A 16,300-nucleotide genomic window follows, 5' to 3' on the forward strand; every position below is an offset into this window, starting at 1 on the left:
TTTGTTATGAAGAAATTATTTTATCGAGTCTATTATATGTTTTTTAGTTTACTGTTTAGTTTGCAGTCAATTATCTTTATTAATAAAGAGGGAGATCAGACATGGTTTGCTAAATCAGCGAAGTCTTTTCATTATGATTATTTGGGATTTGCTATTTCCCGATATTACTCTTGGAGTAGTCGTTTGCTAATAGAATCAGCCACTATGTTCTTTTCTGTTCACTATATTATCTTTGATATAGCATTACTTTTGTCAACATATGTTTTGTTTATAATTTTAGATAAATTATTGATTACTAGTGAAAAGTTTAATAAGTTAAGGTTTGCGATACCAATTCTATTTGTTTTGATTTTTCCATCTCAATTTTTTTTAGGGGCTGGGCTAATTGCTACTGTTACAAATTACTATTTTCCAATGATTACCTTTATTTGTGCTCTTTACCTAATTCAAAAAGATAAGATATATTTTAAGATAATCTCACTTTTACTCTTTGTTTTTTCTATGATGCAAGAACAGTTTGCGGTGATAGCTTTCCTTTTTATTTTAATAATCATGATTATGAAATATTTAAAAAAAGAGCAGTTTTCACTAGGATTTATAACCCTTGAAATTCTCTCTCTGATAGGTATTATTTCTGTAATAATTTCTCCAGGTAGTGCTTTGAGAAAATTAAGTGAAATTAAGTCATGGTATCCAGAATTTGATAAAATTGGAGTAGTTGATAAGGTATTTCTTGGATTTATTGATACCAATAATACTTTATTTTTAGGGAATGAAATCAATATAATGTATCTCTTATTTGCATTATTTGTTTTTGTTTCGGTTATTAAGAGAAAATATCTAATAACTCTTTTTTCAGGAGCGCTCCTGTTCTCAATGATTCAATATAAATTAGGAATGGTAACTTTTTTAACCACCTTACATGATATATTACCTTCTATAACTTCATTTAGAATATCTATTGCTACGATGTTTGTTTTACTAATTTTTATACTGTTTCTTACATGTATACCAATATCAATATGGTATCTTATAGATGATTTTGAAATAAGAATATTATTAATTTTTGGAGTAATAATTTGCTATATTGGTAGAATGTTAGTGGCATTTTCCCCAACAATTTATGCTTCGGGGGTTAGAACTCATCTTCCTATTCTTATGGGCGGATATATATTATCACTTATGCTGGTGAGGGAAACGATTCTTTATAAGGAAGTGTAGGTTAAAATAATTGAAAAAAACGATTATTGTTTCTTTAGTTTTATCTATCATTTTTATTATTCCGTTCCTATTAACTAAGGGAGCTTTAGTAGGTGACGATTTAAGTTTTCATCTAAATAGGATGTTAAGCTTAGAAAATGTTTGGGAATCTCCAATTAATTTTAAATATTTTTACGGAATAGGATCCTCAGTTAATCTTTTTTATCCATTTTTAACATACTATCCCTTTTATTTCTTTTATGAATTAACGGGGAGCATATATTGGGGGTTTATATTATTTCAAGTATTGTTAGCCAATCTTACCTTTATTATTTCCTATTACTCAGCTTCCATAATACTTAGTAGAAGTTCTTTTGAGTCAAATAATAGCCACTTATATGCATTGATATTTTCTATTTTATATCTTTTTTCAAATTATAGATTAGATAATATAATAAATAGATTCGCAACAGGTGAGTATTTAGCACAAACCTTTATCCCCTTGGTGTTTATGGGGCTATACTGTTTATTGATTTGTGAAACTACAAATAAACAGTATTGGTTTTTATCTATTGGAATGAGTCTTGTTGTATACTCACATATTTTAAGTTTTGTTGTAACATCAATCCTTGTTGGAATTATTTTCATTTCGGTTATATTTTTAACCAATGACAGGTTAATAAGAGTAGTTAATTTTATAAAATCTATAGTTGGTGCAATTTTATTAAGTAGTTTTCAATTGGTAATGATGATTGAACAATTCTTAGCTAATAAAATTATGTCACCCTCAATTTATTCTTTGAATGATTCTACAAATTCATTTACTGACTTATTCTCAAGTACAGGTACCATAAGCCATAACCATTTAGGGATTATGATTGTTATTTCTTATGTTATTCTTATGTTTTTTGCCTTTTTTTTTAAAATAGCAAAGCTTGAATTTTACTTATTAACCATTTCATCCTTCCTGATTCTTCTACAGTTAGATATTATACATTATCCAGACTCTAATAAAATTTTTGGAATTATTCAATTTATTTGGAGGTTAGATTCATTTGTAACCTTGTTTATCTTATTTGCGATTACTCACCTACTATATAGATTAAAATTAAAAAAAATGCCAATCGTAGTTGTGATATTTTTTTTAAGTATTACTATACCTGTTATGAGTTATACGTTAAAGAATCGAGTGGATACTGGTATTGACGTCCTTAATTATATGGTTAATGATGATAAAAGTGATAAAGTTGTAAATGGCATCCATAAGGCGGCAGATTATATTATCTACTCTTCTAATGAGAAACAAAGTTTAGATAGTTTTCAAGAGAAAGTAAATCATAAGGTTTTTGTTGAAAATTCTAATGAAGAAATTTTAAACAATATCGAATTTGATAATAATCAAGCTAATATCCAAGTGTTTATAGATAAGCATAGGGAAAATGTAGAAATTCCATTTTATTTGTTTAAGGGGATAGTAGTTGCTGTGGATGGTGAAATTTCTTCAGTTCATATGTCAAATAATGGTTCTCCTGTTGTTAAAGTTGGTTCAGGAGTTCATAATATTGTAATTAGTTATCGGAAAACAATGCTTCAGAAATTTTCTTTTATTATTTCGATTCTTTCCGTATTATCAATGTTTGGTTATGTTGTAATTATATATTTTTCAAAGGAGAATAAAAATGAGAAAAATATCCATCGTCGTTCCTTGTTACAATGAGCAGGAAACTATTTATCCATTTTTGGAAGAAACTCAAAAAATTGAACAAAAGTTAAAAAAACAATTGGTATTTGATTATATTTTTGTTAATGATGGTTCAAAGGATGATACCTTGAACGTGTTACGTGAGGTTGCAAGTCGTTTTCCAAATGTTCACTATCTGTCTTTTTCGCGTAATTTTGGTAAGGAAGCGGGGTTGTTAGCCGGTTTAGAAGCAGCAACTGGTGATTTTATCACGGTAATGGATGCCGATTTGCAAGATCCTCCTGAATTATTGATTGATATGTATACTAAAATTCAGGAAGGATATGATGTTGTTGCAACGCGTCGCGCTGATCGTAAAGGTGAACCTGTCATCCGCTCTTTCTTTTCTAAAATGTTTTACAAGATTATTAATGCTGTTTCAAATACTGAAATGGTGGATGGAGTACGTGATTTTCGTTTGATGACTAGACAAGTTGTGGATAGTATTTTAGAGTTAGAAGAGGTCAATCGTTTTTCAAAGGGGTTATTTTCCTGGGTAGGCTTTGATGTGACCTACATTAGCTACGAGAATCGAGAGCGTGTAGCAGGGGAGACTTCATGGAATTTTTGGAGTCTTCTCAAATATTCTATGGATGGCTTTATCAATTTTTCGGAAGCACCACTCAATCTATCTATGTGGGCAGGCGGAGTATCATTTATTGCCTCACTTTTAGGAATTATAACCATTATTATCAGAAAACTAACAATTGGTGGTAGTGTTTCAGGTTGGGCTAGTTTGGTATGTATTATTCTTTTTATTGGTGGTATACAGCTATTTGCTCTAGGGATTATCGGTAAATATATTGCCAAAATCTTTTTAGAAACCAAAAAAAGACCTGTGTATATTATCAAAGAAAAAAAATAATCTTTTTTCTCTGTGTTCAAGTATATTTTAATTATCTGTTAATTGATTTTTGTGATATAATTTACTTATGGAAAAATTGGAACAATTTATTAAGTCTGAGGTATTTAAGTATTTATTTTTTGGCATTCTAACGACAGTGGTCTATGCAGTTATACGTATCTTGTTTTTTGCAGTTTTTCACATTGCTACCTTGTCTGCAATTGTGGCAAGTATTATTTCCATTATCTTTGCCTTCTGGACAAATGACAGATTTGTCTTTAATCAGAGTAGTAAGGGATGGCAAAAGCGTTTTATAAAGTTTACTAGTGCTCGCTTAATGACCCTTTTTATGGATTTGATTCTAGCTAAATTTTTGGTTGATAGCTATCCTCAATTAATTGGTCAATTTGTCGGTGGAAACTTATCTTTAGTTAATGCCATTGAGACAGGCTTTTCTCAATTTTTGATTATTGTCCTGAATTATATTATTAGTAAATTTTTTGTATTTACTGGAAAAGACTAATTCTAAAGGGGGGCTTGGTAAATATGACTAGAAAAGAGCCTTCTGATGTGGGAGGCTTTTGAATTATGGCTCATTGTCAACTGTAGTGGGTAGATGAAAAGCTAACACCTATTGGAGAATGTACTTGGGGTGTGAAAACTTTGGCGCCATGGATACCAAATCAGTTAGGAAATGCCCGTCTCTGGGCCGTAAATGCGAGATCACGTGGATTTCGCATAGGAGCTTCCCCTACAGTAGGTTCTATAGCTGTCTGGCCCAATGATGGTAAGGGTTATGGACATGTTGCCTATGTTATTAAAGTTGAATCAAAAACTCGTATTCAAGTCAAGGAAGCCAACTACTCTGGTAATAGGCGAATAGATAACTATCGTGGATGGTTTAATCCTACTTCTTATAATTGGGGAGGAGTAGTGGTGTATATTTACCCTGATTAGGGTTATCATGCCATTATTTGCTAAAGATTTCCTTTAAGCATATATATTTTCTAAAATAGAATGATTAAGATATGAAGATGCTAGTTAGCTCAATTAGATGATAAGTAATTTCTTGATTATTTAGAGTGTATATCAGTTTTAGTTGCTTAGTTCACTTTAATTATTCATCAACTGCAATAGTTGACAAACGTACTAAGAACCTGTTTTCACAAGTAAAGTGCTTTTAGATCAGAGATAGTTTTTCGGTAATCAAGGCAGTTTTTAGAGAGAATACTGACTGTATTTTGAAAAAAACTAATAATGATTAGCTGAAAAACTAACTTAGATGGAAGTGCTGAACTTTGAATACAGGTTCTAAGATTAGTAGTGAAGAAATCTCCGACAGGAAATTTCTTCATTACTTTTTATGCCCCTATATTCCACTGTGGTGGTTGAAAATTGATATTTTTCAAAAATCAAACTCATATTTTGCTGACTTTTAGTTCTACTGCGCGGGTGTTGTTTAGTTTAGTATTCATTGATTATAAAAATAATTCTTTTCACAAACTAAGAAAGAAACCTCCAATAGTTTGAAAAACTTTTGAAGGCTGAAAATAATATATTAAGTTGATAAACTCTTATTTCAAAGAAATACTTTGCTTCTCGGTTACTCTTTTTAAAACATATGATTGAGCAGTTGGATTCCTTGGTAGCTAATTAGTGTATAGAGATATAAAGTTGCTGGCTTTGATATCAGTGTAATAACAACAAATTTCTTTAGCGACATTTTGCTAAGACCAGCTACCATGCAGAGAAAGTCATCGGGAAATCCTGGTAAAATAAAAGCCGCTGCAAGAAAACGTTCAAAAAATTTTCCTTTGTCAAGGTAAATAATATACTTATCATAAGTTTGATCAGAAACAAAAGATTTCACAAAAGTTTCACCGTAACGTCTTGCTAGGAGAAAAGTGAATATTGAACCTAGGAAAATACCGGTAAAGTTATAAACAAATCCCCAAAAGGGACCAAATAATGCATGTCCTACAACACAGGTTAATCCACCAGGGATGACAGGATACACGACTTGGATAATCTGTACCAAGATGAAAAGTAGTGGTGCGAAAATCCCTATATGATGGAGAGTTTGATGGAAAGCCCCTCCGACAGCAAAAAGGCTTGGATGAGTTTTGACGTAAATTGCTGAGATAACAGAAATCAGAATTCCGATGACAGTTATTATTTTTATCCATTGTTTATTCGTTAAAGGGAATTGGAATCCTAAAAGCATAGGGAAAACCTCCAAATATTATTAAGTAGTTTACATTGTAATTGTATCATTAAAGCCATACAGATGTATCGGTCCTAAGAATGATATTAAAAAGTGACTCAAACATTTTTCTATCCTTACTAGTTATCTTCATTTAAAAAATAGACAGGACAAACGCATGAAGAAAATCATTTGTTGAAAAACTTTTGAAAACCTAAAAATCTCAAATTTTTAGATATTTCGAGAGAGTTTACTCAAAAATGGTTGTCTTCTTTTCCCAAAATAGCTCTTGAAAAAATTGCTTTCTGTAACTATTGTTCTTGACACCTTAACTTTTCAGAATAAATTTTTGTATTTCAGAAATTTATTGGAACTTTTTTCTTCATGCGTTTGTTGTGAAAAATAGAGGCAAAACCTTGTCAAAAGTTCTAATTTTTGATATGATAAGAACCGTAGATATATCCTTTAATACTGTCCCGTGAGGCAGGCAAGGAGTGAACAGGAAAAAGAGTACAGCGATTCAAACTGTACGCCTATTTTGTGGAATCTCCTTGGAAACAGGGAGATTTTTTGTATTTTTAGAAAGGTTCTTTTATGAAAACAAAAGAAATTGTTGATGATGTGACCATGAAACGTGCCATCACTCGTATTACCTATGAGATTATTGAGCGTAATAAAAACTTGGATAATATTGTACTTGCTGGTATCAAAACTCGGGGTGTATTTATTGCACGTCGTATTCAGGAACGTCTCAAGCAGCTGGAAGGTTTTGATATTCCACTTGGTGAACTAGATATTAAACCATTTCGTGATGATATGAAAGTTGAGGAAGACACAACAGTCATGCCTGTTGATATCACAGGCAAAGATGTGATTTTGGTTGATGATGTTCTCTATACTGGTCGTACAATTCGTGCAGCAATTGACAATGTTGTCAGCCTTGGTCGTCCATCGCGTGTAAGTCTAGCTGTCTTAGTGGATCGAGGGCACCGTGAGCTACCGATCCGTGCAGACTATGTTGGTAAAAATATTCCAACCAGTGCTGTTGAAGAAATTGTGGTTGAAGTCGCTGAATTTGATGGTCAGGATCGTATTAGTATCGTTGACCCAAGTTAAGTTTAGAAAATAGACTGGAGAAAAAAGTGGATTCTGTAAAATATGATGTACATGATATGCCAAAACCTGGCCTTCTGCTTGGTTTATCCTTTCAACATCTTTTTGCGATGTTTGGAGCAACTGTCTTGGTTCCAATTTTGGTTGGGATTGATCCTGCAATTGCCTTGTTTTCAAGTGGTTTAGGAACTCTAGCTCATTTATCTGTAACAAAATATAAGATTCCAGCCTATATGGGATCAAGTTTCGCCTATATTGCTACCATGCAAACATTGATGAAAACCGATGGAATCGCAGCAGTTGCTCAAGGAGCGATTGCTGGTGGGCTAGTTTATTTGATTGTAGCTCTGATTGTTCGGAAAATAGGAAATGCTTGGATAGATAAAATCCTTCCACCAGTTGTTGTCGGTCCCGTCATTATGGTTATCGGACTTAGTTTAGCTGGTTCAGCTGTGAGTGATGCAATGACTGTTGATGGAAGTTACAATTTCACAAGTCTAGTAATTAGTATGGTGACACTCTTTGCAGTCATTGCTTTCAATATTTACGGTAAAAAAATTGTAGCAGTTATTCCAATCTTGCTTGGTTTGATTGTTGGATATGTTTTTTCGCTGATTTTAGGTGCTGTGACTGGTCAGCAGTTGATTGATTTTACAACGATTGCCAATGCCAAATGGTTTGATGTACCAGATTTTAGCATTATGTTTGCAGACTACGACTTCAAACTTTATCCTTCGGCTATTCTGACAATGGCTCCTATTGCTTTTGTAACCATGACAGAACATTTTGGTCATGTTATGGTCTTAAACAGCTTGACTGGTCGAGATTTCTTTAAAGATCCGGGATTGGATCGTACGCTTATGGGAGATGGACTTTCACAAATTATCGCTGGTTTCTTTGGCGCACCACCTGTAACTTCTTATGGAGAAAATATCGGAGTTATGGCACTGAATAAAATCTATTCTGTTTATGTGATTGCTGGTGCAGCTATTATTGCCGTTATTATGAGTTTTGTTGGTAAAGTTTCAGCAATTCTTATGTCAATTCCGTCGGCTGTTCTGGGCGGTGTTTCAATTGCCCTCTTTGGTGTTATCGCTTCAAGTGGTTTGAAAATTTTGATTGAAAATAAGGTTAATTTTGACAATAAGAAAAACCTTCTCATTGCAAGTGTCATTTTGGTTTCAGGGATTGGTGGCTTAACACTTCAAGTGGCTGGTCTTCAAATTACAGGTGTAGCTTTCTCAACTCTACTTGGAATTATCTTGTACCAAATTCTTCCAGAAAAGGATTAAATTATGGCGATTACAGATGGTGTGGTGTCACTAAAACACTTAGTGACAATGGAAACTTTATCTAATGAAGAAGTACTTGGTCTGATTGAGCGTGGTATTGCTTTTAAAAATGGGAGAGCTGATTTTACTTTAGATCGTCAGTATTTCGCGGCTAATTTGTTTTTTGAATCTTCAACTAGGACGCACAAGTCCTTTGAAGTAGCTGAGAAAAAATTGGGTTTGGATGTTATTGAATTTGATGCCAAGACTAGTTCAGTTAACAAGGGCGAGACACTCTACGATACTATTTTGACCATGTCAGCACTCGGGGTCGATATTTGTGTGATTCGTCACTCAGAAGTGGATTATTACAAAGAATTAATTGATAGTAGAACGATACAGACGGCTATTGTCAACGGTGGAGATGGTTCTGGTCAGCACCCAAGTCAGTGTTTGCTTGATTTAATGACTATTTATGAAGAATTTGGAGATTTTGAAAATCTAAAGGTTGCCATTGCGGGGGATATTACCCACTCTCGTGTTGCGAAGTCCAATATGCAAATTCTTAAGAGACTGGGTGCCGAAATTTATTTTGCAGGTCCAAAAGAATGGTATTCTGAAGAATTCGATGTTTATGGAAAACATGTTTCCATAGATGAAATTATAGGAGAAGTGGATGTCCTTATGCTTTTACGTGTTCAGCATGAGCGTCACGATGGTAAAGGAAGTTTTTCAAAAAAAGACTATCATAAACTACATGGTCTCACTACAGAACGCTACAAAAAGCTGAAAAGCTCTGCCATTATCATGCATCCTGCACCTGTTAATCGTGATGTGGAGATAGCAGATCAATTAGTAGAAGCGCCACAGTCACGCATTGTGACTCAGATGCGAAATGGTGTTTTTGTACGCATGGCTATTCTTGAGGCCATCTTAAATGGTAAAGCATAACAGAAGGCAAACGTTAAAAGGCTCCAGTGAGAGTCAACGAGGTAATAAATTAATGACAAAACGACTTTTAATTTTAGAAGATGGAACAATTTTTGAAGGACAGGCATTCGGTGCAGATCTTGATGTGACTGGAGAGATTGTTTTCAATACAGGGATGACAGGCTATCAAGAGTCTATTACTGACCAATCTTACAACGGTCAGATTTTGACTTTTACTTATCCTTTAGTTGGAAATTATGGTGTTAATCGAGATGACTACGAATCCATAAAGCCAACCTGTAAGGGAGTGGTGGTTTCTGAAACTGCAAGACGCGCAAGCAATTGGCGCAATCAGATGACTTTGGATGAATTTCTAAAAGCTAAAGGAATTCCAGGAATTTCTGGTATTGATACACGAGCTTTGACTAAAATTATCCGTCAACATGGAACTATGAAGGCAACTTTAGCCAATTCTGGTGATGTGATTGAACATTTGCAGGATCAGCTTCGAGCAACGGTTCTGCCAACTAATAATATCGAACAAGTTTCAACAAAAACTGCCTATCCTGCGCCAGGTATTGGTAAGAATATCGTTCTGGTGGATTTTGGTCTAAAGCACTCCATCTTGAGAGAATTCTCGAAACGGGATTGTAATGTGACAGTCGTTCCACATGATATTACAGCAGAAGAAATTCTCCATCTCAACCCAGATGGTGTCATGCTGTCAAATGGTCCAGGAAATCCAACGGATGTCCCACATGCGCTTGATATGATTCGAGGCGTGCAAGGAAAAATTCCGATTTTTGGTATCTGTATGGGACACCAACTGTTCAGTTTGGCTAATGGTGCAACAACCTACAAGATGAAGTTCGGCCACCGCGGATTTAATCATGCGGTTCGTGAGATTGCCACTGGCCGTGTTGATTTCACTAGTCAAAATCATGGTTATGCTGTCGACCGAGCAACCCTTCCTGACTGCCTCATGGTTACGCACGAAGAAATCAATGACAAGTCGGTTGAAGGTGTCCGTCATCGTGATTTTCCAGCATTCTCAGTTCAATTTCACCCAGATGCTGCTCCTGGACCACACGATGCCAGCTATCTCTTTGATGAATTTTTAGAATTGATTGATGCTTTTCAAGCAGAACGAGCAAATCGTTACTAATTTCAATTTAATGCCGTCCTGAGAGTCGGCGAATAGAAAGGAGAAAGGGTTATAAGCCGTATTTGGTTAAACTGAATACGGGCTACGGACTTTGCAAAAAAGATAAACATATCCTAGACGATAGACGTGAGTGTTGTCGGCTGGTTTCCTATTTTTGCTGTGTCCGCTTAACACCCTTAATATCTTATAAATGCCTAAACGTACTGATATTAAAAAAATTATGGTAATTGGGTCTGGTCCCATTATTATTGGTCAAGCTGCTGAGTTTGATTACGCAGGGACACAAGCCTGCCTTGCTCTCAAGGAAGAAGGTTACAGTGTTGTTCTTGTCAATTCTAACCCAGCTACCATTATGACGGATAAAGAAATTGCTGACAAGGTTTACATCGAACCAATTACACTGGAATTTGTCACCAGAATCCTTCGGAAAGAACGCCCAGATGCTCTGTTACCAACTTTGGGAGGCCAAACTGGTCTCAATATGGCTATGCAGTTATCAAAAGCTGGCATTCTTGATGAACTTGGGGTTGAACTTCTAGGAACAAAATTGTCTGCCATCGATCAAGCCGAAGATCGTGACCTTTTCAAACAACTGATGGAAGATCTTAAACAGCCTATTCCAGAATCTGAGATTGTGAACACAGTTGATGAAGCACTTAACTTCGCAAATTCTATTGGATACCCCGTTATCGTCCGTCCAGCTTTCACTCTAGGTGGTACTGGTGGTGGTATGTGTGCCAATGAGGACGAACTTCGGCAAACCGCTAAAAATGGCTTAAAACTTTCTCCAGTGACCCAGTGTTTGATTGAACGCTCTATCGCTGGTTTCAAAGAAATTGAATATGAAGTGATGCGTGATGCCACTGATAATGCCTTGGTAGTTTGTAACATGGAAAACTTTGATCCTGTGGGCATTCATACGGGGGATTCAATTGTTTTTGCGCCGACACAGACACTCTCAGATATTGAGAACCAAATGCTGCGTGATGCCAGTCTCAGCATCATTCGTGCTTTGAAGATTGAAGGTGGCTGTAACGTTCAGCTGGCCCTTGATCCTCATAGTTTTAAATATTATGTTATTGAAGTCAATCCACGTGTATCGCGTTCATCAGCCCTTGCTTCCAAAGCTACGGGTTATCCAATTGCTAAGTTAGCTGCAAAGATTGCAGTTGGTTTAACTCTGGACGAGATGATTAACCCAGTGACTGGTACAACCTATGCTATGTTTGAGCCTGCTCTTGACTATGTGGTTGCAAAGATTCCACGTTTTCCATTTGATAAATTTGAACATGGAGAACGTCGTTTGGGAACGCAGATGAAGGCGACTGGTGAAGTCATGGCCATCGGCCGAAATATTGAAGAAAGTCTTCTTAAAGCCTGCCGCTCACTTGAAATTGGCGTTTATCACAATGAAATTCCAGAGTTAGCAAAAGTTACCGATGATGCTTTGGTTGAAAAAATTGTAAAAGCGCAAGATGACCGTCTATTCTATCTGTCAGAAGCTATTCGTCGCGGCTATACCATTGAAGAATTAGCTGAACTAACCAAGATTGATCTCTTCTTCCTTGATAAATTGTTACATATTTTTGAGATTGAACAAGACTTGGCAAGTCATAGTGGGAATCCTGTTGTCCTCAAAGAAGCTAAGCGTAATGGTTTTTCAGACCGTAAAATTGCAGAGCTTTGGGAAACGAGTGCAGATAAGGTTCGTGCCTTGAGACTTGAGCACAAAATTATCCCAGTTTACAAGATGGTTGACACCTGCGCAGCTGAATTTGAATCGGAAACACCTTATTTCTATTCAACTTATGAATGGGAAAATGAGTCTGTCAAATCAGATAAAGAGTCAGTAATTGTACTTGGTTCTGGACCAATCCGCATTGGTCAGGGAGTCGAATTTGACTACGCGACAGTTCATTCGGTCAAAGCTATTCAGGCTGCAGGCTACGAAGCTATCATCATGAATTCTAATCCAGAAACAGTATCAACTGACTTCTCTGTATCTGATAAGTTGTATTTTGAACCTTTGACTTTTGAAGATGTCATGAATGTCATTGAGCTTGAACAGCCAAAAGGGGTTATTGTCCAATTTGGTGGGCAGACTGCGATTAATTTAGCAGAACCATTGTCAAAAGCTGGTGTTCAAATCTTAGGAACCCAAGTTGCTGATCTTGATCGTGCAGAAGACCGTGACCTTTTTGAACAGGCTCTTAAAGAATTGGATATTCCACAGCCACCTGGTCAAACTGCCACAAATGAAGAAGAGGCAGTAGAGGCTGCGCGTAGTATTGGCTTTCCAGTTCTTGTTCGTCCGTCATACGTTTTGGGTGGACGCGCTATGGAAATTGTTGAAAATGAGGATGATCTTCGTTCTTACATGAGAACAGCGGTTAAAGCAAGTCCAGATCACCCTGTTCTCGTTGACTCTTACATTGTGGGTCGCGAGTGCGAGGTGGATGCTATTTCTGATGGTAAAGATGTACTTATTCCTGGAATTATGGAGCATATTGAGCGGGCTGGAGTTCACTCAGGAGATTCTATGGCGGTGTATCCACCACAAACTCTTTCAAAAGAAATCCAAGCAACAATTGCAGATTACACCAAACGTCTTGCTATTGGACTCAACTGTATCGGTATGATGAATATACAGTTTGTGATTAAGGATGAAACTGTTTATGTCATTGAGGTTAATCCACGTGCCAGCCGTACGGTACCATTTTTATCTAAGGTTACTGATATTCCTATGGCTCAGGTAGCTACCAAGCTTATTTTAGGTACTAGCCTTGCTGAGTTGGGTTATGAAGACGGTCTCTATCAAGAAAGCCAGCAAGTTCATGTCAAGGCCCCCGTCTTTTCATTCACCAAGCTGGCTAAGGTTGATAGCCTACTTGGTCCAGAAATGAAATCTACTGGTGAGGTAATGGGCTCAGATTCTACCTTAGAAAAAGCCCTATACAAGGCCTTCGAAGCTTCTTACTTCCATCTTCCAGAATTTGGTAATGTCATCTTTACCATTGCTGATGATACTAAGGAAGAAGCTCTCGCACTAGCTAAACGCTTTGATGCCATTGGTTACAGTGTCTTTGCAACACAAGGAACTGCTGAGTATTTTGCTGAGCATGGTTTGCAAAGCACTTTAGTTAAGAAACTAGGTGAAGATGATGCTAATGATATTCCAGCTTTAGTTAGAGCTGGTAAGGTTCAGGCTATAGTCAATACAGTCGGCACCAAACGAACTTTTGATGAAGATGGAGCAACAATTAGAAGCTCTGCCATTGCACAAGGAGTCCCACTTTTTACAGCGTTGGACACGGCTGATGCTATGTGTAAAGTTCTGGAGAGCCGTGGCTTTATGACACAAGCGATTTAAGGACAAAGAACTTATTTTCCTTAAAATCGGGAGAAAATTTTGGCTTATTGTCAACTGTAGTGGGGACATATCATTAAATTAACTAGGGGCTGGGCTTTTTCCCAGTCCCTTCCTTTTATGTACTCTAAATAAAGAAACTATTCCCGTTTCCATCATGAACTTTACAGTTGGAAAGGGAATAGTTTCTTTAACAGTTAATACTTTAACGTAATAGTATTTGTATTAGTCTCCTATCGTGTTTATTTATGAGTTATCCACTACAGTTGATAAAGAACTTTTTTGTCCAGACTTGCTTTTTAGTTTTCCTTGGTAACATAGATCTGCTCCGCAATGTTTTCTGGAATAGCTAAGTTTTTATCTTGGTAAGAAATAGTGTAGGTCCTAGCAAATTGATCAATACCCGTAAGTTCCAAGTGACTACCAATCATTAGCCCATGGTCTTCTATATATTTGAGGAGTTGAAATTCATCATGGACACGACTAAGACGATAGCTACCTAATTCTTCGACTTGTGCTAAAGTGGTATGATTGATTTCAACCAAGAATTCATTTTTCTTAGGAATGGTGCCACCGTGTGGACAAAACTTGGGGTATCCTAAATTTTCATCTAAGCGTTCAACAAAAATGTCAGACACGGTATGTTCTAGAACTTCTGCCTCCTGATGGATTTCATCTGCTGTGTAGTGCAGATGGTTGACCAAGAAAACTTCAATTAAGCGGTGCTTACGATAGAGCTCAGAAACCAGAAGAAGTCCCTTTTGCGTGAGGTAATAACCCAAGATTTTATCTTTGATAATCAGCTTTTCAGCAATCATTTTTTTAATCATTTCGGTGACAGCAGGTGCAGAAACTTTCATCTGTTCCGCAATCTGCTTATTGGTAATTTTGGGTTGATTTTCGCCGAGTTCGTAGATACATTTCAGATAATCTTCTTTATTTGGTGTCATATCTCATCCTTTCACAAAACTATTATAACAGAATTTCGGAAAATGATTGACAAAATAATTGAGTTAATAACTATTAATTAGAAAGATAATTGAGAATTGGAGATAAATTGAGTTTCAAAAATCTTTTAATAGCTTGTCTTTGTAATAATTAAAGAAAGTTTTTTTGCCGATAGTGCTGATTGTTTTGCCTTGTAAACCATATTTTAATTTGGAGCTATCTTGTTTATCAACGGTGGCTAGTGCTGTCACCTCAAAGACATTTCCTTCTTTGGTTTGTGTGGCAGAACTTGCAATTTTACTGATTTTGCCAGTGATAACAATGGCATGATTGCTGATCTTCTCAAGGGTTAGGCGAACAGGCTGTCCTTTTTTCAATTGACTAACATGAGTGGAGTCAACGTAATAGCGGATAGCGACTTGCTGTGTTTTGGCAATATCTGGGTAAATCTCTGCAATCTGACTGCCTTGCGGCAAGAGCGTTTGCCCTTCAAATTCATCAGAAACATGTAAAATGCCACTTTGACTTGCTTTTAAAACGGTGTCAGCTTTAGAGAGAGTTGTCTGGTCAAGTTGTGCTTGCAAATTTTCTTTTTCTTGAGTAATTTGCGTGAGTTGTGTTTCAGCTTGTGTCAATTCCTGTTGGCGCAAGCTTTCAATTTGACTATTGGCACTAGTGTCATAGCTTCCCGTTGAATAATTGGAAGCAGCTTGTGTCTGCAAACTAGAGATAGAGGCATTAATGCTATCAATCTGCCCTTGTAGGTCTGTTAAAAATTGATTTTTAACACTTTCTTTGCTAGCAGAATTGTTGTTAGTTAGAATGCTTTGTGTATCAATTGTTTGAATCTGGCTAAGATAGCTATTAAGAGTGGTTGTATATGGATTATTGCCAGATACGTTTGTTTTGTCAGTTTGAATAGCCTCTTTAACTTCTTGATACTGACTGGCTTTGGTTTGTAGGTTGGCAATCTGATTGGCGATAGCTGTATTTGTTTGGTTGACACCAGCTTCTTGTTTAGCAACTGATTGGTTTGATTGAGAAACTTGAGCAGTAATTGTTTGAGATTGATTAAAAAAACGCTCAACGGTTGCTGAATAACCAAATTCATCATCACCTGTAAAAAGGTTTTGTCCTTGCTTTAGACTTTCTTTCAATTGATTGAGTGCCTCTTGTTGACGTTCATATCTTTCGATTTGTGTTTGAATGGCATTAAGTTGACTATCTTCCAATTTGTCGGAGTATTGGATGAGTAGATCCCCCTTTTTGACTGCCTTATTTTCACTAAGATTATTGGTTAAAACGGTGTTATTGCTACTTGATTGAACAACAGCGATGACTTTTGTTGGTCTAATACTACCAAGTGTCGTAACGGTAATTTCTTTTTTACCAATGAGAGAAAAGGCAAGGAGAAAAAAGACCAAAAGTGTCATTGGAATCACTAAGACAGTCGCAAAATTATGATAACGCCGATGATAAAATTCAGCAGATTGAAATAATTTAGGATTCATATGTTCT

The 16,300-nt window shown here is 36.2% G+C and carries 13 protein-coding genes; 10 read left to right on the forward strand and 3 right to left on the reverse strand.

Translation table 11 applies throughout. From position 1 onward, the window contains the following. Nucleotides 1-6: 6 nt before the first annotated feature. The 5 genes from ABZ559_RS05495 to ABZ559_RS05515 all read left to right on the forward strand — a co-directional run bounded on the left by ABZ559_RS05495 (nt 7) and on the right by ABZ559_RS05515 (nt 4,742). On the forward strand, nt 7-1,221 hold the full coding sequence (locus tag ABZ559_RS05495; protein ID WP_273414856.1) for a hypothetical protein: 1,215 nt from the start codon (nt 7-9) through the stop codon (nt 1,219-1,221). 10 nt (nt 1,222-1,231) lie between these two features. Then, on the forward strand, nt 1,232-2,917 hold the full coding sequence (locus ABZ559_RS05500; RefSeq protein WP_367007486.1) for a hypothetical protein: 1,686 nt from the start codon (nt 1,232-1,234) through the stop codon (nt 2,915-2,917). Beyond that, nucleotides 2,880-3,806 (forward strand): glycosyltransferase family 2 protein, encoded by a 927-nt coding sequence (locus ABZ559_RS05505; RefSeq protein WP_367007487.1) that lies wholly within the window; start codon nt 2,880-2,882, stop codon nt 3,804-3,806. The genes ABZ559_RS05500 and ABZ559_RS05505 overlap by 38 nt, the downstream gene beginning before the upstream one ends. Nucleotides 3,807-3,873: 67 nt before the next feature. Then, a complete protein-coding gene (locus ABZ559_RS05510; protein ID WP_367007488.1) occupies nt 3,874-4,308 on the forward strand; it encodes a GtrA family protein in 435 nt (144 codons plus the stop codon). Between the two features lie 110 nt (nt 4,309-4,418). After that, entirely contained in the window at nt 4,419-4,742 is a 324-nt protein-coding gene (locus ABZ559_RS05515; RefSeq protein WP_337957591.1) for a CHAP domain-containing protein, read from the forward strand. Between the two features lie 655 nt (nt 4,743-5,397). Here ABZ559_RS05515 and ABZ559_RS05520 read toward each other — a convergent pair. Then, on the reverse strand, nt 5,398-6,009 hold the full coding sequence (locus ABZ559_RS05520; RefSeq protein ID WP_367007489.1) for a VTT domain-containing protein: 612 nt from the start codon (nt 6,007-6,009) through the stop codon (nt 5,398-5,400). A gap of 573 nt (nt 6,010-6,582) precedes the next feature. Here ABZ559_RS05520 and pyrR point away from each other — a divergent pair. The 5 genes from pyrR to carB all read left to right on the forward strand — a co-directional run bounded on the left by pyrR (nt 6,583) and on the right by carB (nt 13,837). Next, nucleotides 6,583-7,104, forward strand: a complete 522-nt coding sequence (gene pyrR, locus ABZ559_RS05525) for a bifunctional pyr operon transcriptional regulator/uracil phosphoribosyltransferase PyrR (RefSeq protein WP_321056205.1) — start codon at nt 6,583-6,585, stop codon at nt 7,102-7,104. Nucleotides 7,105-7,130: 26 nt separating this feature from the next. Beyond that, nucleotides 7,131-8,393 (forward strand): solute carrier family 23 protein, encoded by a 1,263-nt coding sequence (locus ABZ559_RS05530; protein WP_277291306.1) that lies wholly within the window; start codon nt 7,131-7,133, stop codon nt 8,391-8,393. A gap of 3 nt (nt 8,394-8,396) precedes the next feature. Beyond that, nucleotides 8,397-9,323 carry an aspartate carbamoyltransferase catalytic subunit gene (locus ABZ559_RS05535; RefSeq protein WP_317335194.1) on the forward strand — a complete coding sequence of 309 codons (927 nt, stop codon included), beginning with the start codon at nt 8,397-8,399 and terminating at the stop codon, nt 9,321-9,323. A gap of 52 nt (nt 9,324-9,375) precedes the next feature. Then, nucleotides 9,376-10,467, forward strand: coding sequence for a carbamoyl phosphate synthase small subunit (locus tag ABZ559_RS05540; protein WP_018375350.1), 1,092 nt, complete (start codon nt 9,376-9,378; stop codon nt 10,465-10,467). 190 nt (nt 10,468-10,657) lie between these two features. After that, complete coding sequence (gene carB, locus ABZ559_RS05545; protein ID WP_367007490.1) at nt 10,658-13,837, forward strand: carbamoyl-phosphate synthase large subunit; 3,180 nt, start codon at nt 10,658-10,660, stop codon at nt 13,835-13,837. 296 nt (nt 13,838-14,133) lie between these two features. Here carB and ABZ559_RS05550 read toward each other — a convergent pair whose 3' ends face one another. Further along, nucleotides 14,134-14,784, reverse strand: coding sequence for a metal-dependent transcriptional regulator (locus ABZ559_RS05550; RefSeq protein WP_367007491.1), 651 nt, complete (start codon nt 14,782-14,784; stop codon nt 14,134-14,136). A 114-nt stretch (nt 14,785-14,898) separates the two neighbouring features. Next, nucleotides 14,899-16,293, reverse strand: a complete 1,395-nt coding sequence (locus tag ABZ559_RS05555) for a bacteriocin secretion accessory protein (RefSeq protein WP_367007492.1) — start codon at nt 16,291-16,293, stop codon at nt 14,899-14,901. Nucleotides 16,294-16,300 lie beyond the last annotated feature (7 nt).

The organism is Streptococcus sp. ZY19097 (genome assembly GCF_040731245.1).
GTDB classification, from domain to species: Bacteria; Bacillota; Bacilli; order Lactobacillales; family Streptococcaceae; genus Streptococcus; species Streptococcus orisratti.

Bases quoted from the DNA above. Each gene is read 5' to 3' on its own strand.
- ABZ559_RS05550 (WP_367007491.1), bottom strand. From the start codon at position 14,784: ATGACACCAAATAAAGAAGATTATCTGAAATGTATCTACGAACTCGGC.
- pyrR (WP_321056205.1), top strand. From the start codon at position 6,583: ATGAAAACAAAAGAAATTGTTGATGATGTGACCATGAAACGTGCCATC.
- ABZ559_RS05555 (WP_367007492.1), bottom strand. From the start codon at position 16,293: ATGAATCCTAAATTATTTCAATCTGCTGAATTTTATCATCGGCGTTAT.
- ABZ559_RS05540 (WP_018375350.1), top strand. From the start codon at position 9,376: ATGACAAAACGACTTTTAATTTTAGAAGATGGAACAATTTTTGAAGGA.
- ABZ559_RS05520 (WP_367007489.1), bottom strand. From the start codon at position 6,009: ATGCTTTTAGGATTCCAATTCCCTTTAACGAATAAACAATGGATAAAA.
- ABZ559_RS05505 (WP_367007487.1), top strand. From the start codon at position 2,880: ATGAGAAAAATATCCATCGTCGTTCCTTGTTACAATGAGCAGGAAACT.
- ABZ559_RS05510 (WP_367007488.1), top strand. From the start codon at position 3,874: ATGGAAAAATTGGAACAATTTATTAAGTCTGAGGTATTTAAGTATTTA.
- ABZ559_RS05535 (WP_317335194.1), top strand. From the start codon at position 8,397: ATGGCGATTACAGATGGTGTGGTGTCACTAAAACACTTAGTGACAATG.
- ABZ559_RS05495 (WP_273414856.1), top strand. From the start codon at position 7: ATGAAGAAATTATTTTATCGAGTCTATTATATGTTTTTTAGTTTACTG.
- carB (WP_367007490.1), top strand. From the start codon at position 10,658: ATGCCTAAACGTACTGATATTAAAAAAATTATGGTAATTGGGTCTGGT.